Consider the following 24,009-nt stretch of genomic DNA (forward strand, 5'->3'; position numbering starts at 1 on the left):
AGCCGCGGCCGGTGCCAACGCCGAATGCGCCGGTTGGTGTAGTGGAGCCGCCGCCGCCTGCACAGCCGCCGGCTCCAGCCGCGCCGCCTTTGCCTCCCGCCCCCCCAGCGCAGCCGCCCGCACCGCCGGCGCCCAAGCTGGTCGAACTGAGCGCGGGCCAAGTGCAATGGATACGCAAGCCGTCGCCCGGCTATCCCGCGATGAGTAAAAAGCTCAACGAGAGTGGGACCGTGATCATCGCGGCCTACTTCAGCAGCAACGGTTCGGCCAAACGCGCAGAGATTGCGAAATCGAGCGGCTTTGAGCGGCTCGATCGTGCTGCCGCCGACGCCGTGTTGCGCTCACAAATCACCCCTATCGTTAGCGGCAACTCAGAGACAGTTTTTCTGTTCAATGCGCCAATCAGTTTTACCCTTTCCGAATAGCCTGGACCCCGAATGAACAATCAATTTGGCCTGATGAACCTCTGGAATCAGGGCGACATCGTCACCAAGGCCGTCGCCGTGATGCTGATCGGCATGTCGCTCGCATCCTGGATCGTCATCATCATCAAAACGGTCGACGTCATCAAATACAAGCGACTGGCAAAGCACTCATCGGATTTTTGGCACAGCGAAGATTTTGCGACGGCGTTGCAAAAACTCGGCAAGGACGACAGCAATCCGTTTCGCGCGCTGGCACTCGAGGGCCGTGAAGCCACTGCGCACCATCGCAACACCAAGGCGCATCTCCACGACACGCTCGATGTGAGCGACTGGGTCACGCGCAGCTTGCGCAATGGCATCGACGAGTTCACCGCACGCCTTCAAACCGGCTTGGCGATCCTTGCATCTGTGGGGTCCACGGCGCCTTTCATCGGCCTGTTCGGTACGGTCTGGGGCATCTACCACGCGTTGATGAGTATCAGCACGGCGGGCCAGGCCACCATCGACAAGGTCGCCGGGCCGATCGGCGAAGCGCTGATCATGACGGCGCTGGGCCTGGCGGTCGCCATCCCGGCCGTACTCGGCTACAACGCACTGGTACGCGGCAACAAGTTCGTGCTGACCAAGCTCAACAGCTTCGCGCATGACTTGCATGCCTACTTCGTGACCGGTGCACGCGTCCAGAGTGGCGGCAACGAAGCCATCGTCGTGCCGCTCAAGAAAGGCTGATCGACATGGCTTTCGGAACCCAAGATGAACCCGATGAAGTGATGAACGAGATCAATATGACGCCGCTGGTCGACGTCATGCTGGTGCTCCTCATCATCTTCATCATCACCGTGCCGGTAATGAAGCACGCCGTGGCCATCGATCTGCCTCGCGCCACGAGCGAGCCCGAGCAGAGCAAGCCGCAGAACATACTGTTCAGCGTGGCGGCCGATGGCACCTATTACTGGAACGAACAGAAGATAGAAGACAGCGAGTTGCCGGGTCGACTGAGCGCCGAAGCGGCCAAGGAGCCACAGCCGGAGTTGCATATCCGTGGCGACAAGGCAGTGCGCTACGAGCGAGTCGCCAAGGCGATGTCGGAAGCACGTGAAGCAGGTGTGCGAAAGATTGGCTTTATCACTGAGCCGGATCAGAAATGAAGCGCTTCGCAAGTCAATTTAGTTGATCGCCACGATTGACTTTGTATTTGAGAATAGTTATCATTTACTTATCGATTCAGAAGCAGGCCTCAGACGCGGTTTCGTTAGTCAGCCTCACCCGTGCAAAGGATTCATATGCCAACCCCAGCCAAGGCGTTTACCGTTTTGAACCATCCATCGCTCGACAACTCGGGGCGCGGCACAAGTCAGACGACAGCTTCCAGTCCAGCAGCAGGCCTGGTCGAAAGCGCAGAACTTCTTCGCGGCAACAAAACAGTCGGCATCCTGCACAACGGTTCGCTTTACCGGCTGCAGGCCACCAAACTCGGCAAGTTGATCCTCACTAAATAGTTAGGGACCGACACGCCACTGCGCAAGTTTCATCGTGGGGCGACTCAAGGAGATTCATCTCCGAAGGGTCGTTTTTTGCTAGCCAACGGTTCGCCGACCAGCCAAGCTTTTTTTCACGCTGAACGTTCATGAAAAACGCCGACTCAAGAGTCGGCGTTTTGCCTTTGTCAGCGAGCGGAACTCGACGCCTGGAGGATCAAAGCCCCAAGGCGGCGATCCCGGCCTTCGCGATTTGCGCATCTTCATTCGACTTCACGCCGCTCACGCCGACAGCGCCGATCACGATGCCGTCTTTCACGATCGGAACGCCACCTTCGAGCAAAGCATGGACGCCGGGCACAGTCAAAAATGCAGTGCGACCGCCGTTGATAACGTCTTCATACCCTTTGCTCTCACGACGGCCTAACGCGGCCGTGTGGGCCTTGGCTGGCCCGATGTGCGAGGAAAGGGCTGCGGCGCCGTCCATACGCTGAAGCCACAGCAAATGTCCGCCGTCATCGACGATGGCAATAGTCACGGCCCAGTTGTTTTTGAGCGCTTCGGACTCCGCTGCGGCGGCAATGACCTTGACGTCGGCGAGTTCGAGGAATGATTTGGTTTTCATGGTCAAAAGCAGGATGTGAAAGGCGAAAGCATAACGGCGAGAGCCCGCCAGCTCTTACATTCCGTAGCTCTACGCGAATGTAGATTTTTGTCTCGCAACGCTCTTGCAGCCCCCTAGAATGCGCCCACCTGCTGGCTAGCAGCAATCCAAGGAGTTTCAGCAATGAACGACCGCGTCAAGACCCTCGAAACCGCCGCCGGCCAAGGGCCATTCGGCCAGACCTTGCCACAAGCCGACCGACAGCGCGTATTGCGCAACACTTACTGGTTGCTTGCGCTCAGCCTCATTCCAACCGTGCTCGGCGCCTGGTTCGGCGTGGCCACTGGTATTACTGGCGCACTTACCGGAGGGCTCGGCTTGATGGTGTTCCTCGGCGGTGCGTTCGGCTTCATGTTCGCCATCGAGAAGACCAAGAATTCCGCCGCCGGCGTGCCGGTACTGCTCGGTTTCACCTTCTTCATGGGCCTGATGTTGTCGCGGCTTATCGCGATGGTTCTCGGCTACAAAAACGGGTCCGAACTCATCATGACGGCCTTCGGCGGGACCGCCGGTGTGTTCTTCGTGATGGCCTCGCTGGCCACCGTCATCAAGCGCGACCTGTCGGGCATGAGCAAGTTTTTGTTCGTCGGCGTACTGGCGCTGTTGATCGGTGGCGTCATCAACGTCTTCGTCGGTTCGACCACCGGCATGCTGGTGATGTCGGTCGCGGCCATCGGAATCTTCTCGGCCTACATGCTGTATGACCTGAAGCAGATCATCGACGGTGGAGAGACGAACTACATCACCGCGACGCTGGCGCTATATCTGGACCTGTTCAACGTCTTTCAGAGCTTGCTCGCACTGCTCGGGATCTTCGGCGGGGAACGCGACTGACAGCGATGTCGGATTACGCGCAACAGCACAAGACGACGCGCCAATAGCGCAATGAATGAAAAGGGCCTTCGAGCCCTTTTTTCATGCAAGTTCGAAAACCGCGATCGACTCCACATGTGCCGTATGCGGGAACATGTTGACCACGCCAGAAAACGTGCATCGGTAGCCCGCCTGATTCACCAGCAGCCCCGCATCGCGTGCCAAGGTCGACGGATTGCAGCTCACGTAGACGATGCGTTGCGGCGGCGCCCAGCCATCGGTACGCAGTTCGGGATTTTCGTGCAGTTCGACCATCGCCTTGGCCAGTGCGAACGCGCCTTCACGCGGTGGGTCGATCAGCCATTTGTCAGCCGCACCGTCGGCCACCAGCATGGCAGCAGTCATCTCGAACAGATCGCGCGCAACGAACTTCGTCGCTGACAACGCGCGGCGGCTGGCCGTCGCGGGTCGATTCGCCTCGAAGTTGGCTGTGGCACGCGCCACCAGCGTGTCGCTCCCTTCGATGCCCAGCACCTCGCGCGCCACACTGGCAAGCGGCAACGTGAAATTTCCAAGGCCGCAGAACCAGTCGATCACGCGTTCGGTCGGCTGCACATCGAGGAGACGCAAAGCACGCCCGACCAGCGACCGATTGATGTGCGGATTAACCTGCGTGAAGTCGGTCGGCTTAAAGGGCATCGTGATGCCGAACGCCGGCAGGTCGTAAGCCAGCGGCGTGCCGCCCTCTTCCAATAGCTTCACGGTGTCCGGGCCTTTGGCTTGCAACCACCATTGGACGCCGCGGTGCTCGCTCGCGAATGCCTTGAGCCGCTCGACGTCTGCGGCCGAGAGAACGTGAAGGTGTCGCAGCACCAGCGCGATCACGCCGAGACCACCATCAGGTGCATCGCCGCAGGCCAACTCGATCTGAGGACAGGTCTCGCGCGCGTCCATCGAACCGATCAAGGCACGCAGTGGCATCAGCATGTCGCTCACCTGCTTCGGCAGCACGGGGCATATCTTCATATCCGCCAGATACCGGCTTTTTCGCTCATGAAAGCCGATGAGCACCGTGCCTTTCTTGACCACATGGCGCACCGACAAGCGTGCGCGATAACGGTAATGCCAGGCCGGTCCTTCGAGCGGACGGAGCATGGTCTCGGGCTTGACCTTGCCGAGGTGCCAAAGGTTGTCTTCCAGTGCGCGCTGCTTGACCGCCACTTGGGCAACCGCGTCGAGATGCTGCATCTTGCAGCCGCCACAAGCGCCGGTGTGCATGCCGAAGTGTGGGCAGCCCGGCCGCACCCGCTGCGACGACTCGCGACGAATGGCCGTCACCGTGCCCTGCTCCCAATTGTTCTTGCGGCGGTGCACATTGAACTGCACTTCTTCGAAAGGCAGTGCGCCTTCGATGAACACCACGATGCCGTCGGCGCGGTGCGCCACGCCCTGAGCTTCGAGGTCGAGCGACTCGACGTTCAGCCACTCGGGCTCGGGATAAATCTTCGTCTTCTTTTCTTCAGTCTGTTCCGTCATGCCGCGATTGTCTCAGTGAGGCATGCACAAACCGGCCGGAGCACGCTTAACGAGATGGCAAATACCGCGCCGGATCGACCGGCTTGCCCTGACGCCGAATCTCGAAGTGCAGCTTGACGCGGTCGGCGTCGCTGTTGCCCATCTCGGCGATCTTCTGTCCCTTTTGCACCGACTGGTCTTCCTTGACGAGCAAGGTCTGGTTATGAGCGTAAGCCGTCAAATAGGTGTTGTTGTGCTTCAGGATGATGAGGTTGCCGTAGCCGCGCAGGCCGGCGCCGGCGTATACGACACGTCCGTCGGCAGCCGCGATGATGGGCTCGCCCACCTTGCCGCCGATGTCGAGTCCCTTGTTCTTGGCTTCATCGAAACCGGCGATCAGCGAGCCTTGCGCCGGCCAGATCCAGCCGACGTCTTCATCGCCCGATGCGGCCGCAGCAGGCGTCACGGAGGACGTGGTGACGGGCGGCTTCGTGGGCGTAGCCGCAGCGCTTGCCTGGCCCGTTGCCGCCGGCGTTGGGGCCGTTGCGGATCCGGCCGCAGGCGCGGGCCCACTGATCGTCGATTGCGGCACCACGGGGCGTGTAATGACGCCTGATGCGTCGGTGCTACTCGGTCCGCCCGCGACTGCAGTGCTGCCCGGCGGAATCACGCGGAGCACCTGCCCAACTTCGATCAAGTCCGGGTTGTCGAGGTTGTTCCACTTCGCGACGTCTTGCCAGCGCTGACCGGTGTCGGTCCCGATGCGACGAATGGTGTCGCCCGGCCGCACGGCGTAGTAGCCCGGCTTGCCGTAGTTCTCGATACCCGCCAGCGGCTTGCCATTGGCATCGGTGGTGACGAGCGGGCCGCCAGGCGTTGTGGGCGTTGCCGATGGCGCCTTGCTCATCGTGCCGCGGTCTTCGACCGGTGCGGGTCCGCGCGGTGCGGCACAACCCGCGATCACGAGCGACAAGACCAGCGCAATGCCGGTAACCCAGCTCCGACTTCCAATACCCTGCATGTGTTCTTCCTTAAGCGATTCCGGATTTTAGGGGGACAAAGTTAACCGCCTCGAGAACGCGGCGCTCGATCCCCCGAGCCGTCTTGTCGATGACAACAAGGGCTTGACCTCCGCCCGCAGATTGCGTCGGCGCGACGATGCGGCCACCCACCGCGAGCTGTGCGATCCATGCCTCGGGCACGGCCTCGCCACCAGCCGCGGCGATGATCCCGGCATAGGGCGCGCCCCTGGCATATCCAACCATGCCGTCACCGAACAGCAAGTGCACTGTCGCGAGCCTGAAGTGCCGCAGATTGGTCCTCGCCTTCTCATGCAGACCGCGAAGCCGTTCGATGCTGTAGACCTCGATCGCGACGTGGCTCAGCACGGTCGCCTGGTAGCCGCAGCCGGTGCCGATTTCAAGCACACGGCCCAGCTTGTCGTTCGGCTTGCCGACCAGCGCCGGGGCACCGAGGAGCAGTTCGATCATTCGCGCCACGACGTTGGGCTTCGAAATGGTTTGGCCCAGCCCGATCGGCAAGCTGGTGTCTTCATACGCCTGGTTGACCAGCGCGCTGTCGACAAAGCGATGTCGCTCGACCGTACCCATGGCACGCAGCACCCGCGTATCGGCAATGCCCTGTGCAGCGAGCCGCTGCACCATGCGCGCCCTGATGGCATCTGAAGCCATCGACGGCGTGGCCGTGATTGTGGGTACCGTCGGCCTTGACGGTGCCGCAGGCAAGCGCCCGCGCGTGGCTGCGGCGGCGGTCGGCGTGAGCCGCACCGGAAAACTGGGGCGCTGCGTGGCCACGTGCGCGCTTCAGGCGTCCGCCGCGCTCAAACGCGATACAGAGTCGCGCCAGGCACCGAGTTCGGCATGGTCGGTCAGGTCTATTTGCAACGGCGTGAGCGCCACATGCCCTGCCGCAGTCGCATGAAAGTCGGTGCCCTCACCACTGTCTTTTGCACCACCTGCGCCGGCGATCCAATACATCGTTTCGCCACGCGGGCTGTCTTGAGTGATGACTTTTTCTGCCGAGTGACGTCGGCCCAAACGACACACCTTGAGCGGCTTGATTTCGTCGAGCGGCCGGTTCGGAATGTTGACGTTGAGCAAGAACGCGCCACCGTCGAGCATGCGTTCGCGCTCGATGCGTTGCACCAGCAAGCGGGCGATCTGTGCCGCTGCATCGATGTGTGCCCAGCCTTTTTCGATCTGCGAGAACGCTATCGCGGGAATGCCGAAGAGATAGGCTTCCATGGCCGCGCCGACGGTACCTGAATAGATCGTGTCGTCACCCATGTTGGCACCGTTGTTGATGCCGGAGACGACGAGGTCGGGCCTGTAATCCAGCAGTCCCTTCAGCGCGATGTGGACGCAATCGGCCGGCGTGCCGGTGACATAGCGAAAGCCGTTGTGCGCGTCGCGCACGTAGAGCGGCGCTGCGAGCGTGAGCGCGTTCGACTTCGCGCTGTTGTTGTGTTCGGGTGCGACGACTTCGACATCTGCGATGTCCTTGAGCGCGGCGTGCAATGCAACGATGCCCGGCGCCTGGAAGCCGTCGTCGTTGGAAATGAGTATTTTCATGACGTCGGAGAGTACGCTTTATTGTAAGTGGCGGCTGCGTCACGGCAGGGACAACGGCACTCCAACACGCCGCCTATCATCGCCCGCATTTGCCCCACCGATCCCCCGGACCTCAGGAGACACAACATGCATGCATGGCTTTGCGAAAACCCTATCGGCGTCGATGCGCTGACATGGAAAGAACTGCCGACGACGCCGCCCGGCCCCGGGCAGGTCCTGATAGAGATCAAGGCCGCCAGCCTGAATTTCCCCGATCTGCTGATCGTGCAGAACAAATACCAGATGAAGCCGCCGCTCCCATTTGTCCCCGGCTCCGAATACGCGGGCATAGTTCAGGCGGTGGGCGAAGGCGTCACGCATCTGAAGGTCGGCCAAAACGTGGCATGCCTGTCGGGCACCGGCGGCTTCGGCACGCACACCCTGGCACCTGCAGCGCTGTGCATGCCGCTGCCAGATGGATTCGGCTATGTCGACGCAGCGGCATTCATCATGATTTACGCCACCTCTTGGCACGCTCTGATAGATCGTGCGCAATTGAAGGCTGGCGAGACGGTGCTGGTGCTTGGTGCGGCTGGTGGTGTCGGCACCGCGGCCATTCAAATTGCCAAAGCTACGGGCGCCAAAGTGATTGCGGCCGCATCGACGGATGAGAAATGCGCGCTTTGCAAATCGATCGGCGCCGATGCGACGATCAACTACACCACGCACGCATTGCCCGGCGGCTTTCGCGATGCCGTTAAGACGGCCACCGAGGGCAAAGGCCCCGACGTTATTTACGATCCGGTCGGCGGCGATTTCGCCGAGCCCGCATTTCGATCGATCGCGTGGCGCGGTCGTTATCTGGTTGTCGGTTTTGCGTCTGGTCCGATCCCATCGTTGCCATTGAATTTGATGCTGCTCAAAGGTGCATCGTTGGTCGGCGTGTTCTGGGGCGATTTCGCCAAACGGGAGCCCAAAGCCAATGCTCAGATGATGGCCGAATTGGCGCAGTGGTACGGCGCGGGCAAGATCAAACCGGTTATCGACAGCACGATGCCGATGTCAGAACTCAAAGCCGCCTACGCGCACATGGGCTCACGTGGCGTCAAAGGCAAACTGGTGATGGTTAACTGATATGCCGGCGACGCCGTTCACGCGGCGCTGCAATAGCGACGGCCCTATAGTCTTTCGGCAATACCGCTGCGCCGCAGCATCGGCTGAAACCGTCCACCCATGAAAAAGCCCGCTGAAGCGGGCTTTTTATTACTTAACCGATTCCTCGGGTGAAGCGTCAGATCTCGAAATCCGAAAGCGATTTTCCGGCGGCCAGCGCTTCAGTCACCCAACGCGGCTTGCGCCCTCTTCCGCCCGACCATGTTTCACCGGCCGGGCCCCTGTATTTGGCAACGCCTTTAGCGGCAGGTACGACGTTCGGCCGTTTAGCCGGGCCACGCCCAGTCAGCTTTAGGTCAGCCGCCGAGATTCCGTATTCAGCGATCTTCTTGCGCAGCTCTTCGACAACGCCTGCACGTTCATGATTTCGCAGTTCTTCTGCTTGCTTGCGCAATTGGGCGATCTGTTCATCATGCTTCTGAATCTGAGAATTGAGATCGGCGAGGGTGGAAGCCATCAGAATATTCCTTGGATTGAATGAGTCAAGGCGAAAATTCTAATTCAATTTGCAATTGCGAAATCGATCGGCAATAAAAAAAACGCGCCGGTCACAGGAACCGGCGCGTTTTCGCAATTTTTTCAATTTTCACATAAATCTGGGGTGGCTGATGGGACTCGAACCCACGACGACCAGAATCACAATCTGGGACTCTACCAGCTGAGCTACAGCCACCGGAGAGCGCGCAATTGTAGCGTCAAAAGGCTATCGAATCGCTGGCAGCGCCGAATCGGCGGGCTTCTTCGCCACGATTTCCGCTTTGAACCTTTGCTTCAGCATGTCGTAGTACGCCGTGCTTTCGGCACTGGCAACCGCTTGGGCGATTTGTCCGGCCTCTTGTTGGGCGACCTCCGGCGTCGGGGCAGCGCGAGGAATGCTTTTGAGGACGTTCACCACCGCATAGCCTTCAGCGCCCAGATCGACACCCATCAACGCCGGCAGTTTGGTCGTGTCGGCGCGAAGTGCGGCCTCGACGACCGGGATCGGTTGCGACTGCACATCCAGCCGCGACACGGTAACCGGTGCGCCGAAGGTTGCAGCTTTGGCATCCGCTTGCCATGCCGCCAGCTTGGCAGCGCCCTCGGACTTGGCCAGGGCCGATGAACGCTCAGCCAGCAGTTGTGTACGCACCTTGTCTTTGACCTCGGCGAAAGGCAATGTGCGCGCCGTGGCGTACTGTGTCACACGGCCCGCAGCGAGCTGGTTGGCGCCGACCTCGATCGCGTCCGTGTTGTGCTTGCGTTCGAGCGAATCGGGCGTGAATAACGCGGCCAGGAAATTTCGGCTCGCCAGCGCGCCGGTCGCGCCCGGGGCGGGCGTGCGCTGCACGTCCGCAGCTTTCAGGATCAAGAGCTTGAGCTTGTCCGCTGCAGGTTTCAAGCTGTCCGGCTGCTGGTACACGAGATCCTTGAACGCATCAGCGGCCTTGGCAAACTCCACGGTGGCCTGCTGGGTACGCAAGTCGTTCTCGACGCCAGCACGGGCTTGTTCAAAGGGTTGAACCGACGATGGCTTGATGTCGGTCAGTTTGATGATGTGATAACCGAACTGCGTCTCGACCACATCGCTGATGTCGTTCTTCTTGAGCGCGAACATGGCATCTTCGAAGGGCTTGACCATGGCGCCGCGCATCACGAAATCGAGGTCGCCACCCTTCTCTGCCGAACCGGGATCCTGCGAGTTTTTGCGTGCAACTTCGGCGAAGCTGTTGGGCGCCTTCTTGACTTCGGCCAGCAGCTGCTCGGCCTTGGCCTTGGCCTTCTCGCGATCCGCGGCGGGCGCAGTGGCGGGTGCAGTGATGAGGATGTGGCTCGCGCGTCGCTCTTCCTTAGTGCCTAGCCGATCCTTGTTTTGCTCGTAGTAGCTCTTGACGTCGGCCTCATTGAGCACGATGTTCTTTTTTGCGGCGTCCATGTCGAGCACGATGTACTCGATGCTCGCCTGCTCGGGCCGCTGGAACTGAGTAGCGTGCTGGTCGTAATAGGCCTGCAAGTCGGCGTCGGTCACCGTCAATTTAGCTGCAAAGTCGGTCGGATTGAAGCGCGCCACCTGGACTTCACGCTTGTCATAGAACGCATTCAACGCCGCATCGGCCTGGCCTCGAGTCGCGAAGGCCGTACCCGATACGCCCAACAGCACTTGCTGGGTAGAGAGGTCCGAACGCACAGCTGCTTCGTACTGCTCCGGCGTGCGGCCAGTGGCACGCATGAACTGCGCGCGATCGAACTTGCCATCTGCACCGCGAAACGATGCCAGACCCGTGTCCTCGGCGAACAGGCGCGACAGGCGCTCTTCCGACACGGTCATGTTGCTCTTCGCCGCCGCGGCAGCGAGCACACGGTCTCGCACCATGCGCTCGAGCGTTGCATAGCGAGCAGCGCCAGTGTCGAGCAGCGCAGCATCGACGCTCGGGTTCTGCTGACGAATGCGATCGATCTCGTTGCGGTGTTCCTGGTCCCATTGAGGTTGCGTTATCGCCTGGCCATCGACCGTAGCGACCTTCTCGCCCTGACCGTCGCCCTGGTAGCGCTCCACTCCGAACAACACGAACGAAGGAATGATCAACAAGAACAAGAACACCATCACGAACTTGTTGTACTTGCGGAAGAAATCGAACATTGAAAACTCTCTTTCACGACCACGTGTGCCGGTCGGCTCTGCAATAAAAAAGGCGAACAACCTGTTCGCCTTTGCATCGGATCGTGGTGGTGGGTGCTGAGGGGCTCGAACCCCCGACCTACGCCTTGTAAGGGCGCCGCTCTACCAGCTGAGCTAAGCACCCCACCGGAAACGATGTCTCAGTTCAACGCGTCTTTCAACGCCTTGCCCGGACGGAACTTCGGAATCTTGGCGGCTTTGATTTTAATCGCCTCGCCGGTGCGCGGATTGCGGCCTATGCGGGCTGCTCGTTTGCCAACGGCAAAAGTGCCGAAACCAACGAGCGAAACGGAGCCGCCCTTCTTGAGCGTGGTGCGAATGGCGCCGATGGTGGATTCCAGCGCGCGGGTAGCGGCTGCTTTGGAAATGTCGGCGTTCTTCGCGATGTGCTCAATCAGTTCGGTCTTATTCACAAGGGCCCCTTGTAGGTATTGAAAATTGATCGGGTGTCGTCAGCGGCGCAGCCATCCTCTCGGCGACACGAATGCCGTTTCGTTCTGGCAAGAGAATGGGCTTTCTGACGAGTCGACAGCGCACTGCCGAAAAAGATTACAACCACTGCTGTACGGGGTGTCAATACGACACGACGCTGCTCAGCTCTGTGAGGGTCGCGATTTTAGGGGCGTTTTCGCGAACTGCTTTCAAGTCCTTTTGAACTGTTGTCTCAAAGCGCCGCGGCGATCGCTTTTCCCACGTCGGCGGTGCCGGCGTCGCCGCCGATGTCCGCTGTGCGCGGTGCGCCGCTCTGCGGTGCCAGCACCTTTTCGATGGCTGTGAGAATCGCGTCATGCGCGTTCTTGTGGCCGAGGAATTCGAGCATCATTGCACCGCACCAGATCTGGCCGATAGGATTGGCGATGCCTCTGCCGGCGATGTCCGGCGCCGAGCCGTGCACCGGCTCGAACAACGATGGCGTGGTGCGTTCGGGGTTGAGGTTGGCGCTCGGTGCAATACCGATGGTGCCGGTGCAAGCCGGACCCAGATCCGACAGGATGTCGCCGAACAGATTGCTCGCAACCACCACGTCGAAAAAGTCGGGGCGCTGCACGAAGTGCGCAGTCAGGATGTCGATGTGAAACTTATCCAGCGTTACTCCCGGGTAGTTCTTGGCCATCTCGACCACACGCTCGTCCCAGTAAGGCATGGTGATCGAGATACCGTTCGACTTGGTCGCGCTGGTGAGGTGCTTTTTGGGCCTCGACTGCGCCAGTTCGAAAGCGAACTTCAGCACGCGGTCCACGCCGACGCGTGACATCACGGTTTCCTGCACCACGATCTCGCGCTGCGTGCCTTCGTACATGCGCCCGCCGATGCTCGAGTACTCGCCCTCGGTGTTCTCGCGCACGATGTACATGTCGATCTCTCCGGGCAGCCGCGGCGAGCCGTCGCGGCGCACCACCGGCGCGATGATGCCGGGCATCAGCCGCGCGGGCCGCAGGTTGATGTACTGATCGAACTCTCGTCGGAACAGCAACAGCGAGCCCCACAGGGACACATGGTCCGCAATTTTTTGCGGCCAGCCAACGGCGCCGAAGAAGATCGCGTCATGCCCGCCGATCTGCTTCTTCCAGTCGTCCGGCAGCATCTTCCCGTGCTTCTCGAAATAGTCCCAGCTCGAAAAATCGAAGTGGTCGAACTTAAGATCGATGCCGAACTTGCGCGCAGCAGCATCGAGCACACGCAGGCCTTCGGGCATGGTCTCCTTGCCGATGCCGTCGCCGGCAATGACTGCGATTCTGTGACTGGTCATGATCTCTGTCCTTGTGGGTTGGTTATGTTTTGTTCAGGGGCGAAAAGAAGTCGAATGCTTCGGCGAGCACTGCATCGGGCGCTTCTTCAGGGACGTAATGGCCGCACGGTATCGAATGGCCCGACACGTGGTGCGCGACCTCGCGCCACAGCGCCAGCACATCGAAGCATTTGCCGACCGCGCCATGTTCGCCCCACAGCACGCGCAATGGCGACGCGAGCTTGCGGCCGGCAGCAACGTCCTCGCGATCGTGCACGAGGTCGATCGTGGCCGATGCCCGGTAGTCGGCGCAGATCGATTCGGCCGTGCCATCGATGCCGATGCAACGCTCATATTCCGCCATGACCTCCGGCGCGAAAGGTGCGAGCCCCGCGTGCCGCCCGCCCATCACGCTGCGCACATAACGGACCGGATCAGATGCGATGAGCGCCTCCGGCAAGGGCGGCGGCTGGATCAAGAAGAACCAGTGCCAATAGGCACGCGCGAACGCTTCCGAAGTGTTCGCGTACATCGACAGCGTCGGGGCGATGTCGAGCAGCAGCATGCGATCGACTGCCTCACCATGATCGGCGGCGAGCCGGTGCGCCACGCGCGCGCCGCGGTCGTGCGCCAGCACGCCGAAGCGTGAAAATCCGTGATGCGCCATCACGGCCATGGCATCGAGTGCCATTTCGCGTTTGCTGTAAGCGACATGGTTTGCATCGTCGGCCGGTCGCCCCGAATCGCCATAACCGCGCAGGTCCATCGCGATGACGGTGAAGCGCTCTGCCAGCGCAGGTGCCACACGGTGCCAGATGACATGCGTTTGTGGATGACCGTGAAGCAGGAGCAAGGGCGCACCGCTGCCGCCGATGCGGCCGTGCAGCACGACGCCTTCTCTCTGTACGTCGAAGGGTGTGAACTGAGTCATCGCGCTGAACATCATCGGATTGTGCGTCGCACGGTCACCTGCATGGAATCGTCAGCGCCGGTTCAGCGTTCCGCGCGCACTACCAGGCTGACACCGATGGCGGTCAGCGCGATACCTGCCAAGGTGACCGCGGTGATCGGCTCATCGAACAGCAGCCATGCCATGACGGCTGTGCAAGGCGGCACCAGATAAAGCAGGCTTGTTACGGCTGTCGCAGTGCCGCGCTGAATGAGGATGTAGAGCAACGAGCTGCCGCCCAATGTCAGTGCCAACACCGACCACGCCAAGGCGCCGATCGAATGCGAGTTCCACTGAATCGCCTCGGATTCGAGCATTGCGAAAGGCAAGGTCACGATCAGCGCCGCGCCGAGTTGCACCACGCTGGCGCTGCGCACATCGCATGGCGCCAAAAACCTCTTTTGGTACAGCGTGCCTGCGGTGATGCAGAGCAATGCGAGCAAGGCGAGGCTCATCGTGACGCCCGTCACCTCGCCGCCCTGCCCGACTTTGCGAGCCACGACAAGGACCAGTCCGGCGAAGCCGAGCAACAAACCCACCCATTGGCGGCGGCTGACGGCGCCGCCTCGCATCGACATCCAGATAGCCGTCAGCACAGGCTGGACCCCGACGAGCAATGCCACCAACCCCGAGCCCATGCCGAGCTTGACTGCAGCCCATACGCCCCCGAGATAACCCGCCTGAATGAGCGTGCCTGTCACCGCGAGATGTCCCCATTGGGAGCGCGATGCAGGCCAGGTCACGTGCGCCAGCCGGACCCATGCATAGAAGCAGACAAGCGACAGCGCGTAGCGCATAGCGAGAAACTTGAACGGCGGCGCGAAGGGCATGCCGTAGCGCGCAACGATGAAGCCGGTACTCCATATCAAGACGAACACGACCGGCATCGCTCGCAACCAGCCCGCGCCGCGGGCCGTCATGTTCTCGCGAAAGTCATTTGGCCCGCGCCCTGATCTCCGGAATGGCTTTCTGCAGGTAGTACACCATCGACCAGACCGTAAGCACGGCAGAAATCCAGATCAGCCAGTGACCCCACAACCCGGTGTCGATCAGGCCGAAGAGCCTTCCGTTGAACAGCAGGAACGGTATTGCGACCATCTGCACAACCGTCTTCACCTTGCCGAGCATGTGCACGGCGACGCTTTTTCCCGCCCCTATCTGCGCCATCCACTCGCGCAACGCAGAGATGGCGATCTCACGGCCGATGATGATGAGCGCGACGAACACATCGGCCCTTTGCAGATGTACCAGCACGAGCAGCGAAGCACAGACCAGAAACTTGTCGGCCACGGGATCGAGGAATGCACCGAAAGCCGATGTCTGGTTGAGCTTGCGTGCCAGGTAACCGTCGAGCCAATCGGTCAAGGCGAAGATGATGAACATCACCGTCGCGATCAAGTTGCGCATCGGCTCGGCGATGGGCAAATAGAACACGCCGACGATCAACGGGATCGCGACGATGCGCGTCCAGGTCATGATGGTCGGCAGAGTCCAGAACATCGGTCGATTGTGACGTGGTTCGATGACGGGGTTACGGCGCTTCTTGCAGACCTGTGTCAGTGAAGCGCCCGATAGATCTCTTCGGCCAGGTCCGTCGCAATGCCGTCGACCGACGCGATGTCTTCGACGCTCGCTGCCGCCACACCCCGAATGCCGCCAAAACGTTGCAGCAAACGCGCACGCCTCTTGGGACCGATGCCCGGAATGTCTTCGAGCTGACTGCCGCCCACACGCACCTTGGCGCGCTTGGCACGCATGCCTGTGATGGCGAAGCGATGCGCTTCATCGCGGATTTGCGCGACCAGCATGAGCGCGGCGGAATCGCGGCCCAGGTAGACCTTCTCGCGCCCATCGGCGAACACCAGTTCTTCCAGCCCGACCTTGCGCCCCTCGCCCTTTTCGACACCGACAATCAGCGAAAGTGGAAGCCCCAGCGCGCCGAAGACTTCGCGCGCCATCGACACCTGGCCTTTGCCGCCATCGACCAGCACCAGGTCGGGCATGCGCGCGGCACGGGTTTTGGCGGGCGCATCGGTGCCAGCGCCGCTCGCATCGCCCGCGGTCGGCGCATCCGTCTCTGCCGCCATGACTTCAGCCAGCTTGCTGTAACGACGGTGCAGAACTTGCCTCATGGCGGCGTAGTCGTCGCCCGGCGTGATGCCCTCGATGTTGTAGCGGCGGTATTCGCGGTTCTGCATTGTGTGATGCTCGAACACCACGCACGATGCCTGCGTGGCCTCGCCGGCCGTGTGCGAGATGTCGAAGCACTCGACGCGGAAGTTGTCGAGATCGTCAGGAGCGAGTTCGAGCGCATCGGTCAGTGCCCGCGTCCGCGCTTGCTGGGAGCCTTCTTCGGCCAGCAGGCGCGCCAGCTGCAGGCCGGCATTGGTCTGCGCCATTTCCAGCCAGCGCCGACGCTGCTCGCGCGGCTGGAACACGGCCGTGATCCGCGTGCCCGACTGCTGCGACACCGCCTCGATCAGCTCGCGGCTGACGAGTTCGCTCAACACCAGCGTGGCCGGCACCGGCACGTCGATGTAATGCTGTGCGATGAATGCCTCGAGCACCTGGACCTCGACCGAATCGACGGCAGCAGCCGGTGCGCCCGTATCGGCTACATCGGCTTGCTCGGCTTCGAAGTCATCGCTGTTGATGGCGGCCGCGTCTTCCACATGCACGGGGAAGTAGGGCCGGTCGCCGAGGTGCCGACCACCGCGCACCATCGCCAGGTTGACGCAGGCCTTGCCGCCCTGCACCTTCACCGCCAGGATGTCGACGTCCTTGTCCGAGGCGATCTCGATCGACTGCTGGTGCAACACGCGCGACAGCGCCGACATCTGGTTGCGCAGCTCGGCCGCCTGCTCGAACTCGAGCCGCTCCGCGTGGCTCGTCATGCGGCCTTCGAGCGCAGTCAGCACGAGGTGCGTGTCACCCATCAAAAAGGCTTCGGCGTTGGTCACGTCGTGCGCGTAGTCCTCGGGCGTGATGTTGCCGACGCACGGCCCGGTGCAACGCTTGATCTGATACAGCAGACACGGCCGCGTCCGGTTCGCATACACGGTGTCCTCGCAGGTGCGCAGCTTGAAAACCTTCTGCAGGAGCTGGATCGTTTCTTTCACCGCCCACGCGCTCGGATAGGGCCCGAAGTAGCGATGCTTGCGATCGGTTGCGCCGCGGTAGTAGGCGAGGCGCGGAAACGTGTGCGAAGCGATCTTCAGGTACGGATAGCTCTTGTCGTCGCGAAAGAGAATGTTGTAGCGCGGCTTGAGCGACTTGATCAGGTTGTTTTCGAGCAGCAACGCCTCGGCTTCCGAGCGCACCACGGTCGTCTCCATGCGCACGATCTTCGAGATCATGTGGCCGATGCGCGTGCCGCCGTGGCTCTTCTGGAAGTAGTTGGCGACCCTCTTCTTCAGGTTGCGCGCCTTGCCCACATAGAGCACGGCGCCCGCCGCATCGAAATAGCGGTACACGCCCGGCAATTGCGGCAGGGCCGCCACTTCACTCAACAGTTGATCGGAATGCACGTCTGACATGGCGGCTATTGTGGCGCGGCGGCACGGGCTACATCAGCCATGCCGCGCGTCGGCCCTGACGCTAAAGTGCCCGCATGCAATGGGACATCTTCTGCAAGGTCATCGACAATCACGGCGATCTGGGCGTGTGCTGGCGCCTGTGCTGCCAGCTTGCAATGCGCGGGCAACGTGTCCGCCTGTGGCTTGATGAGCGGTCAGCGCTGCAGTGGATGGCGCCGAAGGGACGCGCCGGCGTAACGGTCATCGACTGGAGTGATCCAGACGCAGTGAAGGCCGCCGCCTCGGACACCTCTTCCGACGTACTGATCGAGGCCTTCGGCTGCGACCCGGCGCCCGAACTGATCGAGCGTTTTGCAAACGCGCAAGACGCCACTGCATTGCCGCAAGGACGCCGGCCGTGGATCAATCTGGAATACCTCTCGGCCGAACCCTATGTCGAGCGTTTGCACAGTCTGCCCTCTCCTGTCTTTCGCGGTCCAGGCGCCGACCTGACCAAGCGCTTCTTCTATCCCGGCTTTACGGCAGGCACTGGCGGGTTGCTGCGTGAACCCGACCTCATGGCCGAACGCACACGATTCGATCGTGCAGCTTGGCTGGCGCAGCGACAGATCGACTGGCATGGCGAACGATTGATTTCTCTCTTCTGCTACGAGCCCCCCGCCCTCGCTGGTCTGCTGAACCAGTTGGCGACCGCGATGGAGCCGACGCGGCTGCTAGTGACTGCCGGCCGTGCGACCTTGGCAGTGCAAGCGTGCCTGTCGAGCAATGCCAAGCATGATGCCGCTTCAACAAGCGAAGGCGCCTTGTCCATCTCCTACCTGCCGCATCTCACGCAGCCAGATTTCGACAGGCTGCTGTGGTCTTGCGACCTCAACTTCGTACGAGGCGAAGACTCCTTCGTGCGCGCCCTCTGGGCCGGCGCGCCCATGGTCTGGCAGATTTATCCGCAGGACGACGACGCGCACCACGTCAAGCTCGGCGCATGGCTCGACTGGCTCGATGCTCCACCGTCGCTGCGAGCGTTTCATAGGACATGGAACGGCTTTGGCGGTGTCGATTCTGGCGAAGCGGCACTGCCCGCACTCGAAGCCGAAGCGCTCGCTGAATGGCAGGCCACGATCAACGCGGCGCGTGACCGCCTCCTCGCACAAGACGACCTCGTCACCCAACTGATGCAGATGTGCGCCGGGAAAAGCTAAAATAGCTGGCTTTGCGGTCAGACCGCCGAACCCGCCGCGGGAACCATGCATCACCAGGTCGCACTGGACAAAGACCGCCACACTGGCTTTCCGATGCACCGAGCGGCCCAACATCCAGAGACCCTGATATGAAAATCGCTCAAGAAATCCGCGCCGGCAACGTGATCATGCACGGCAAGGACCCCATGGTCGTCCTCAAGACCGAATACAGCCGCGGCGGCCGCAATTCCGCCACTGTCCGAATGAAGCTCAAGAGCTTGGTCGCCAACTTCAACACCGAGCAGGTTTTCAAGGCCGACGACAAGATCGACCAGATCGTGCTCGAGAAGAAAGAGTGCACCTACTCGTACTTTGCCGACCCGCTGTACGTCTGCATGGACACCGAGTTCAACCAGTATGAAGTCGAAGCCGAGAACATGGGCGACGCGCTCAACTACCTTGAAGACGGCATGACACTCGAAGTCGTGTTCTACGACGAGAAGGCCATTTCGGTCGAACTGCCGACCAGCGTCGAGCGCGAAATCACCTGGACCGAGCCTGCCGTCAAGGGCGACACGTCGGGCAAGGTGCTCAAGCCGGCCAAGATCTCGACCGGCTTCGAAGTACCGGTGCCGCTCTTCGTGGCGCAAGGCGACAAGATCGAAATCGACACACGCACCGGCGAATACCGCAAGCGCGTCTGAGCGCTCCTTTAGCGTTTCGCCCGCTGTCGAAAAAGCTCCCTCGGGAGCTTTTTTTATGTCTTACCCGACCTTCTCTCTTGCCCAGTCTCTGACCGTTCCCCAAGCTGCCGAGTGAGCTGGCCCGTATCCTGCTGTGGCCTCTCCTGCAGACGCAGCAAGCACAATCAGCAAGACTCCCGGAGCCAACGCATGAACAACACACACAACCTCCACGACAAACGCCTGGCCGACGCCTGGGCGACGCTGCAAACCCACTCCGACAAGGGCTTGCCGCTCGATCCGGACCCGTCCCGCCTTGCGTTCGCCGACCCGGAATTCCTGTTGCGCCGCGAGACCCGCGGCCTTCGCATGCAGCTGGAGCTGATGAAGCCCGACATCGAGATGCGAGCGCACGGCATCGAGAACACCGTGGTCGTATTCGGCAGCGCGCGCTTTCGGAGCGAAGAAGAATCCGGCGCGCTGATCGCCCAGGCGGAAGCGGCGGGTGACGACGTCGCCGTGGCTCGGCTGCGCCGTCTGGCACGCGGTTCGCACTACTACGAGCAGGCTCGAGCCTTCGGCAAGATGGTCGCGCAGTACAGCAACGACAAGGAACCGGAAGACAAGCTCTTTATCTGCACCGGCGGCGGCCCCGGCATCATGCAGGCCGCCAATCGAGGCTCTTACGAAGGCGGCGGTCTCAACATCGGCCTCGCCATCGCCCTGCCGATGGAAGAGGAACCCAACCCGTACGTCACGCCAGCGCTGAGCTTCAAGTTCCATTACTTCGCGATCCGCAAGATGCACTTCATGATGCGGGCGAAGGCACTGGTCGCGTTCCCCGGCGGCTTCGGCACGCTCGACGAGCTGTTCGAGGTCATCACGCTGGTCCAGACCAAGAAGTCGAAGCCGGTGCCGATCGTGCTGTTCGGCTCCGACTACTGGAAGCAGCTGCTCAACTTTGATTTTCTGGTGGACGAAGGCGTGATCTCGCCCAACGACGTCAAGCTCTTCGAATACGTCGACGCACCCGCCGATGCTTGGCAAGCCATCAAGGCTTTCTACAAGCTCTGAGCCGTCTGTGCCTCCGGTGCCGGTGCTTCGGGCGGCGGCACCTTGAGGCCCCATACAGAGCGCGTGCCGGCAGCCACCACGCCGCCGACGATCCAGAACACGCCCGCCACGCCGATCAAAGCGCCAGCCGCACCAAATAGCATCGGCATCGCCACGCTCGATGCGTTCAGCGTCATCAGGCGCAAGCCGAGTGCCTCGCCGTGACGTGAATGCGGCGTTGTCTGGTGCAGCATGCTCATCACCATCGGCTGCACTGCGCCCAGTGCCAGGCCGAGCGCGACCGAGCAGCAACCCATGCCGAAGGCCGTGGTCATGAATGGATAGACAGCGAACACGAGCGCTGTGACGACGTTCGATACGGTGATCACGCTGCGCTCGCTGGCACGTGATGCAATGGCCGGCAGCACCACGCGCACGACGGCTGCGGCCACCGCGAACGCACCGAGGATCGACCCGATGACCGAGGCACTCAGGCCGCGTTGGTGACCGAGAAGCGGCAGCACGAATGTGTGGACGTCCCACGACGCGGACTGCAGCCAATTGACGAACAACAGCCGACGGAACATCGGCTCCGACAACAGATCCCAGGCGCGCGGCTTCGTTGCGCCGAGGACCGACGGCGGCATCGGCAGGTCGCGTGCACTGCGCGCCAGCCACCAGCAGGCGAGCGGCAGCAGCGCCAGCAGTCCGAATGCCACACGGTAGCCGACGATGTCGCCGGGCGCGCCGCCCGCATGGTCGATCAGCAGACCGACGGCGAACGGACCGACAAAATTGGCGGCAGCCGGCGCGATGGCCAGCCAGCTGAAAACCTGCTTCAACTGAGCCGGACTTTGTGCAGCGCGGCCGACGTGTCGTTGCAATGCGATCACTGCGATGCCGGTTGCGCCACCGGTGAGAAGTGCGGCGACGCACAACGCCGGAAAGACCGGAAACGCCGCACACAAAGCAGCGCCCAGTGCCGCAGAGACAACAGCGATCAAGAGAGGCTTGCGCAAGCCATGCCGGTCTGCGAAACGCCCGGCCGGCAGCGCCAGAAAAACCTGCGTCAGCGCGAACAGCGCCAGCATGACGCCGACGGCCGCCGGGCTATAGCCCTGCTGCAGCGCGAGCAGCGGTGCGGCGAGACGCGTGCCGGTCATCACGGCATGCAGGCAGACCTGCGCCAGGATCAGGCGCAGCAGTTCAGCTGTCACGGCGTCTCATCATCTCCCTCGAGGGCCGGTGGCAGCAGCACCTGCGCCTGGGCTTCAGGCAACGCCTCTACCTGGCGCAGCGCGCGGTGCATGACATTGCTGCGCGTCTGCGCCTGGTCCAGCGTGTTGAGCACCGTCTGCGCCTGGTTCTTGACGCGCGCGAGCACATCGCCGAACTTGCCGAACTCGGCTTTGACCGCGCCGAGCACCTGCCACACCTCGCTGGAACGCTTTTCGAGCGCCAGCGTACGGAATCCCATCTGCAGCGAATTGAGGATGGCGAGCAAAGTCGTCGGACCCGCCAGCGTGATGCGATGCTTGCGCTGCAGCCCCTGCATGAGGTCAGGGCGGCGCAGCACCTCGGCATACAGCCCCTCGGTCGGCAAAAAGAGGATCGCGAAGTCGGTGGTGTGCGGCGGCGCGATGTACTTTTCTTCGATGGCCTTCGCCTCCAGCCAGATGCGTGCCTCCAAGGCACGGCCAGCCAGTTCTGCGGCGATCGGGTCGGCGCGCTGCTGCGCGTCGAGCAGGCGCTCATAGTCTTCGTTGGGAAACTTGGCATCGATCGGCAACCACAGCGCGTCTCCTTCTGCGGTGCGGCCCGGCAGCCGGATGGCGAAGTCCACCGTATGACGCGCACCGGGACGCGTCACGACCTGCGCGGCGTACTGGTCGACAGTGAACACCTGTTCCAGCAGCGCACCCAGTTGCGCCTCGCCGAAGATGCCGCGCGTCTTGACGTTGGTGAGCAAGTGCTTGAGATCGCCCACGCCCTGCGCCAGCGTCTGCATTTCGCCCAGACCCTTGTGCACCTGTTCGAGTCGGTCGGCCACCTGCTTGAAGCTTTCGCCGAGGCGCGCCTCCAGCGTGCTTTGCAGCTTCTCGTCGACGGTCTTGCGCATCTCTTCGAGCTTGGCGGTATTGCTCTGCTGAAGCTGCGCGAGCTGCGTTTCCATGGTGGTGCGCACCTCGGCCAAGCGCCGTGCGTTCGATTCCGAGAGGCCTTGCAACTGCGTGTTGAGCGTGTCGGCCAGGGTCTTTTGCAGCATTGCCAATTGCTGGCCGAACGCGTCGATCTGCGCGTTCTGCGTGCGGGTCGATTCGGCACCCTGCTGAAGCAAAGCATGCTGGAACGTCGCGAAGACCTGTGCCGTTTCCTGCCGCGTGCCACGCGCGTTCTCGCCGATCTCTCGGCGTAACTCGCGCTCGATGCGCTCGTTGCCAGCGCCGAGCGTCGCGATCAGTTCGGTGTGATCCTGCTTGGGCGCACGACGTGCCAGCAACCAGACGAGGAGCACCAGCTCGACAGCCGCCAGCACCATCGACACGAGAAGGATCAATGGGAAATCGAATGGCATGTCGACGGTTTATGTTCCTGCCGGGGCCAGGGGTGTGACTGGCGTCACCGGCCCCTTGCCCTCGAAGAACGCGATCAGGTTGTCCGCTGCCAATTCGGCCATGGCACGCCGCGTCGGTACCGTCGCACTGGCGATGTGCGGGGTCAGCACGACATTCGGCACGGTGAGCAGATCGGGATGCACTTCGGGCTCGCCTTCGAACACGTCGAGGCCCGCCGCGGCGATGCGCTTGTCGCGCAATGCAGCAGCCAGCGCCGCATCGTCGACGATGCCGCCGCGTGCGATGTTGACCAGCGTGGCGGTCGGCTTCATCAGCGCAAGTTCAGCGGCACCGATGGTGTGATGCGACGCTGGTGTGTAAGGCACCACCAGCACCACGTGATCGGCGGTCTTCAGCAATTCTTCCTTGCCCACATAGCTGGCCTTGCACTCGGCTTCGAGTGCAGCGTCGAGCCGCGAACGGTTGTGATAGATCACCTTCATGCCGAAGCCGTGCGCACCGCGTTTGGCGATGCCCTGTCCGATGCGACCCATGCCGATGATGCCGAGCGTGGCGCCATGGATGTCGGAGCCCGAAAACATGTCGTAGGCCCACTTCGTCCACTTGCCGGCGCGCAAGTAGTGCTCGCTCTCGGCGATGCGGCGCGCAGTGGCCATCAGCAGCGCGAAGCCGAAGTCGGCGGTGGTTTCGGTCAGCACGTCGGGTGCATTGGTGCCCGTGACGCCGCGAGAGACCATGGCCTCGATATCGAAGTTGTTGTAGCCGACGGCCATGTTGGCGCAGATCTTCAGCTCGGGGCAAGCGTCGAGCAACTCGCCATCGATGCGCTCGCTGCCGGTGGTGAACACGCCGGCTTTGCCCTTGAGTTTGTCGATAAGCCGGGCTTTCGACCACACGTCGTCGGCCTGATTGGATTCGACGTCGAAGTGCTGCGACAGGCGATCGATGGTCTCGGGAAATATGGCTCGCGCGATCAGGATTTTTGGTTTGCTCATGGTGATCCTTTCAGTG

General features: G+C 61.8%; 25 protein-coding genes and 2 tRNA genes. 9 read left to right on the forward strand and 18 right to left on the reverse strand.

The annotated features are described in order from the left end of the window. The 4 genes from QN413_RS10230 to hemP all read left to right on the forward strand — a co-directional run. On the forward strand, positions 1-425 hold a 425-nt coding region (locus QN413_RS10230; protein ID WP_323496516.1), incomplete at its 5' end, for an energy transducer TonB. Between the two features lie 12 nt (positions 426-437). Continuing rightward, entirely contained in the window at positions 438-1,154 is a 717-nt protein-coding gene (locus QN413_RS10235; RefSeq protein ID WP_323496517.1) for a MotA/TolQ/ExbB proton channel family protein, read from the forward strand. Positions 1,155-1,159: 5 nt separating this feature from the next. Beyond that, complete coding sequence (locus QN413_RS10240; RefSeq protein ID WP_323496518.1) at positions 1,160-1,573, forward strand: biopolymer transporter ExbD; 414 nt, start codon at positions 1,160-1,162, stop codon at positions 1,571-1,573. Between the two features lie 135 nt (positions 1,574-1,708). Then, entirely contained in the window at positions 1,709-1,924 is a 216-nt protein-coding gene (gene hemP, locus QN413_RS10245) for a hemin uptake protein HemP (protein ID WP_323496519.1), read from the forward strand. A gap of 196 nt (positions 1,925-2,120) precedes the next feature. Here the strand turns inward: hemP and QN413_RS10250 are convergent, their stop codons facing one another. Further along, positions 2,121-2,528, reverse strand: a complete 408-nt coding sequence (locus tag QN413_RS10250) for a heme-binding protein (protein ID WP_323496520.1) — start codon at positions 2,526-2,528, stop codon at positions 2,121-2,123. A 162-nt stretch (positions 2,529-2,690) separates the two neighbouring features. On the opposite strand from QN413_RS10250, the gene QN413_RS10255 reads away from it, so the two are divergent. Beyond that, positions 2,691-3,401, forward strand: coding sequence for a Bax inhibitor-1/YccA family protein (locus QN413_RS10255; RefSeq protein ID WP_323496521.1), 711 nt, complete (start codon positions 2,691-2,693; stop codon positions 3,399-3,401). Positions 3,402-3,482: 81 nt separating this feature from the next. Here the strand turns inward: QN413_RS10255 and rlmD are convergent, their stop codons facing one another. From rlmD to surE, 4 genes are read right to left on the reverse strand one after another with little or no spacing between them, the layout of a single operon-like run. Next, the gene (gene rlmD, locus QN413_RS10260; protein WP_323496522.1) at positions 3,483-4,916 is read right to left on the reverse strand and encodes a 23S rRNA (uracil(1939)-C(5))-methyltransferase RlmD; all 1,434 of its coding nucleotides are present in this window, start codon (positions 4,914-4,916) and stop codon (positions 3,483-3,485) included. Positions 4,917-4,962: 46 nt separating this feature from the next. Further along, positions 4,963-5,916 carry a peptidoglycan DD-metalloendopeptidase family protein gene (locus tag QN413_RS10265; protein WP_323496523.1) on the reverse strand — a complete coding sequence of 318 codons (954 nt, stop codon included), beginning with the start codon at positions 5,914-5,916 and terminating at the stop codon, positions 4,963-4,965. 10 nt (positions 5,917-5,926) lie between these two features. Continuing rightward, on the reverse strand, positions 5,927-6,709 hold the full coding sequence (locus tag QN413_RS10270) for a protein-L-isoaspartate(D-aspartate) O-methyltransferase (protein ID WP_323496524.1): 783 nt from the start codon (positions 6,707-6,709) through the stop codon (positions 5,927-5,929). Between the two features lie 9 nt (positions 6,710-6,718). After that, positions 6,719-7,486: a 5'/3'-nucleotidase SurE gene (surE, locus tag QN413_RS10275; RefSeq protein ID WP_323496525.1), complete on the reverse strand. Its 768-nt coding sequence runs from the start codon at positions 7,484-7,486 to the stop codon at positions 6,719-6,721. A 126-nt stretch (positions 7,487-7,612) separates the two neighbouring features. Between surE and QN413_RS10280 the strand changes: the two genes are divergently transcribed. Next, entirely contained in the window at positions 7,613-8,599 is a 987-nt protein-coding gene (locus QN413_RS10280; protein WP_323496526.1) for an NADPH:quinone oxidoreductase family protein, read from the forward strand. Between the two features lie 157 nt (positions 8,600-8,756). Here the strand turns inward: QN413_RS10280 and QN413_RS10285 are convergent, their stop codons facing one another. The 10 genes from QN413_RS10285 to uvrC all read right to left on the reverse strand — a co-directional run bounded on the left by QN413_RS10285 (position 8,757) and on the right by uvrC (position 17,508). Next, positions 8,757-9,095, reverse strand: a complete 339-nt coding sequence (locus QN413_RS10285; protein ID WP_323496527.1) for an H-NS histone family protein — start codon at positions 9,093-9,095, stop codon at positions 8,757-8,759. A 140-nt stretch (positions 9,096-9,235) separates the two neighbouring features. Continuing rightward, positions 9,236-9,311 (reverse strand) — tRNA-His (locus QN413_RS10290). Positions 9,312-9,341: 30 nt separating this feature from the next. Further along, the gene (locus tag QN413_RS10295) at positions 9,342-11,255 is read right to left on the reverse strand and encodes a SurA N-terminal domain-containing protein (RefSeq protein WP_323496528.1); all 1,914 of its coding nucleotides are present in this window, start codon (positions 11,253-11,255) and stop codon (positions 9,342-9,344) included. Positions 11,256-11,342: 87 nt separating this feature from the next. Further along, positions 11,343-11,418: transfer RNA gene (locus tag QN413_RS10300), tRNA-Val, on the reverse strand. 16 nt (positions 11,419-11,434) lie between these two features. After that, the gene (locus QN413_RS10305; protein ID WP_187052611.1) at positions 11,435-11,707 is read right to left on the reverse strand and encodes an HU family DNA-binding protein; all 273 of its coding nucleotides are present in this window, start codon (positions 11,705-11,707) and stop codon (positions 11,435-11,437) included. 251 nt (positions 11,708-11,958) lie between these two features. Beyond that, positions 11,959-13,044 (reverse strand): tartrate dehydrogenase, encoded by a 1,086-nt coding sequence (locus QN413_RS10310; RefSeq protein ID WP_323496529.1) that lies wholly within the window; start codon positions 13,042-13,044, stop codon positions 11,959-11,961. A 22-nt stretch (positions 13,045-13,066) separates the two neighbouring features. Next, positions 13,067-13,954: an alpha/beta hydrolase gene (locus QN413_RS10315; protein WP_323496530.1), complete on the reverse strand. Its 888-nt coding sequence runs from the start codon at positions 13,952-13,954 to the stop codon at positions 13,067-13,069. Between the two features lie 62 nt (positions 13,955-14,016). Further along, positions 14,017-14,892 carry a DMT family transporter gene (locus tag QN413_RS10320; RefSeq protein WP_323496531.1) on the reverse strand — a complete coding sequence of 292 codons (876 nt, stop codon included), beginning with the start codon at positions 14,890-14,892 and terminating at the stop codon, positions 14,017-14,019. Between the two features lie 13 nt (positions 14,893-14,905). Further along, positions 14,906-15,472 carry a CDP-diacylglycerol--glycerol-3-phosphate 3-phosphatidyltransferase gene (pgsA, locus tag QN413_RS10325; protein ID WP_187052614.1) on the reverse strand — a complete coding sequence of 189 codons (567 nt, stop codon included), beginning with the start codon at positions 15,470-15,472 and terminating at the stop codon, positions 14,906-14,908. Positions 15,473-15,528: 56 nt separating this feature from the next. Further along, positions 15,529-17,508, reverse strand: a complete 1,980-nt coding sequence (gene uvrC / locus QN413_RS10330; protein WP_323496532.1) for an excinuclease ABC subunit UvrC — start codon at positions 17,506-17,508, stop codon at positions 15,529-15,531. Between the two features lie 74 nt (positions 17,509-17,582). Here uvrC and earP point away from each other — a divergent pair, with 74 nt between their 5' ends. From earP to QN413_RS10345, 3 genes are all read left to right on the forward strand, one after another. Then, positions 17,583-18,707 carry an elongation factor P maturation arginine rhamnosyltransferase EarP gene (gene earP, locus QN413_RS10335; RefSeq protein ID WP_323496533.1) on the forward strand — a complete coding sequence of 375 codons (1,125 nt, stop codon included), beginning with the start codon at positions 17,583-17,585 and terminating at the stop codon, positions 18,705-18,707. 128 nt (positions 18,708-18,835) lie between these two features. Further along, entirely contained in the window at positions 18,836-19,390 is a 555-nt protein-coding gene (gene efp / locus QN413_RS10340; protein ID WP_068632364.1) for an elongation factor P, read from the forward strand. 189 nt (positions 19,391-19,579) lie between these two features. Further along, on the forward strand, positions 19,580-20,443 hold the full coding sequence (locus tag QN413_RS10345; protein ID WP_323496534.1) for a TIGR00730 family Rossman fold protein: 864 nt from the start codon (positions 19,580-19,582) through the stop codon (positions 20,441-20,443). Here the strand turns inward: QN413_RS10345 and QN413_RS10350 are convergent. Genes QN413_RS10350 through QN413_RS10360 form a run of 3 tightly spaced genes read right to left on the reverse strand, consistent with a single transcriptional unit; the run spans position 20,431 to position 23,993 of the window. Further along, entirely contained in the window at positions 20,431-21,639 is a 1,209-nt protein-coding gene (locus tag QN413_RS10350) for an MFS transporter (protein ID WP_323496536.1), read from the reverse strand. The two genes, QN413_RS10345 and QN413_RS10350, sit on opposite strands and share 13 nt — an antisense overlap. After that, positions 21,636-22,997, reverse strand: coding sequence for a DNA recombination protein RmuC (locus QN413_RS10355; RefSeq protein WP_323496537.1), 1,362 nt, complete (start codon positions 22,995-22,997; stop codon positions 21,636-21,638). The genes QN413_RS10350 and QN413_RS10355 overlap by 4 nt, the downstream gene beginning before the upstream one ends. Positions 22,998-23,006: 9 nt before the next feature. Continuing rightward, complete coding sequence (locus tag QN413_RS10360) at positions 23,007-23,993, reverse strand: D-glycerate dehydrogenase (protein ID WP_323496538.1); 987 nt, start codon at positions 23,991-23,993, stop codon at positions 23,007-23,009. Between the last annotated feature and the right edge of the window lie 16 nt (positions 23,994-24,009).

Origin of the sequence: Variovorax sp. LG9.2, assembly GCF_035018885.1 — a bacterium.
Classification (GTDB): domain Bacteria; phylum Pseudomonadota; class Gammaproteobacteria; order Burkholderiales; family Burkholderiaceae_C; genus Variovorax.

What these genes read in the sequence shown, in the direction of transcription:
- QN413_RS10235 (WP_323496517.1), top strand. Translation starts at nt 438, where the DNA reads ATGAACAATCAATTTGGCCTGATGAACCTCTGGAATCAGGGCGACATC.
- QN413_RS10240 (WP_323496518.1), top strand. Translation starts at nt 1,160, where the DNA reads ATGGCTTTCGGAACCCAAGATGAACCCGATGAAGTGATGAACGAGATC.
- hemP (WP_323496519.1), top strand. Translation starts at nt 1,709, where the DNA reads ATGCCAACCCCAGCCAAGGCGTTTACCGTTTTGAACCATCCATCGCTC.
- QN413_RS10250 (WP_323496520.1), bottom strand. Translation starts at nt 2,528, where the DNA reads ATGAAAACCAAATCATTCCTCGAACTCGCCGACGTCAAGGTCATTGCC.
- QN413_RS10255 (WP_323496521.1), top strand. Translation starts at nt 2,691, where the DNA reads ATGAACGACCGCGTCAAGACCCTCGAAACCGCCGCCGGCCAAGGGCCA.
- rlmD (WP_323496522.1), bottom strand. Translation starts at nt 4,916, where the DNA reads ATGACGGAACAGACTGAAGAAAAGAAGACGAAGATTTATCCCGAGCCC.
- QN413_RS10265 (WP_323496523.1), bottom strand. Translation starts at nt 5,916, where the DNA reads ATGCAGGGTATTGGAAGTCGGAGCTGGGTTACCGGCATTGCGCTGGTC.
- surE (WP_323496525.1), bottom strand. Translation starts at nt 7,486, where the DNA reads ATGAAAATACTCATTTCCAACGACGACGGCTTCCAGGCGCCGGGCATC.
- QN413_RS10280 (WP_323496526.1), top strand. Translation starts at nt 7,613, where the DNA reads ATGCATGCATGGCTTTGCGAAAACCCTATCGGCGTCGATGCGCTGACA.
- QN413_RS10285 (WP_323496527.1), bottom strand. Translation starts at nt 9,095, where the DNA reads ATGGCTTCCACCCTCGCCGATCTCAATTCTCAGATTCAGAAGCATGAT.
- QN413_RS10295 (WP_323496528.1), bottom strand. Translation starts at nt 11,255, where the DNA reads ATGTTCGATTTCTTCCGCAAGTACAACAAGTTCGTGATGGTGTTCTTG.
- QN413_RS10310 (WP_323496529.1), bottom strand. Translation starts at nt 13,044, where the DNA reads ATGACCAGTCACAGAATCGCAGTCATTGCCGGCGACGGCATCGGCAAG.
- QN413_RS10315 (WP_323496530.1), bottom strand. Translation starts at nt 13,954, where the DNA reads ATGACTCAGTTCACACCCTTCGACGTACAGAGAGAAGGCGTCGTGCTG.
- QN413_RS10320 (WP_323496531.1), bottom strand. Translation starts at nt 14,892, where the DNA reads ATGACGGCCCGCGGCGCGGGCTGGTTGCGAGCGATGCCGGTCGTGTTC.
- pgsA (WP_187052614.1), bottom strand. Translation starts at nt 15,472, where the DNA reads ATGTTCTGGACTCTGCCGACCATCATGACCTGGACGCGCATCGTCGCG.
- uvrC (WP_323496532.1), bottom strand. Translation starts at nt 17,508, where the DNA reads ATGTCAGACGTGCATTCCGATCAACTGTTGAGTGAAGTGGCGGCCCTG.
- earP (WP_323496533.1), top strand. Translation starts at nt 17,583, where the DNA reads ATGCAATGGGACATCTTCTGCAAGGTCATCGACAATCACGGCGATCTG.
- efp (WP_068632364.1), top strand. Translation starts at nt 18,836, where the DNA reads ATGAAAATCGCTCAAGAAATCCGCGCCGGCAACGTGATCATGCACGGC.
- QN413_RS10345 (WP_323496534.1), top strand. Translation starts at nt 19,580, where the DNA reads ATGAACAACACACACAACCTCCACGACAAACGCCTGGCCGACGCCTGG.
- QN413_RS10355 (WP_323496537.1), bottom strand. Translation starts at nt 22,997, where the DNA reads ATGCCATTCGATTTCCCATTGATCCTTCTCGTGTCGATGGTGCTGGCG.
- QN413_RS10360 (WP_323496538.1), bottom strand. Translation starts at nt 23,993, where the DNA reads ATGAGCAAACCAAAAATCCTGATCGCGCGAGCCATATTTCCCGAGACC.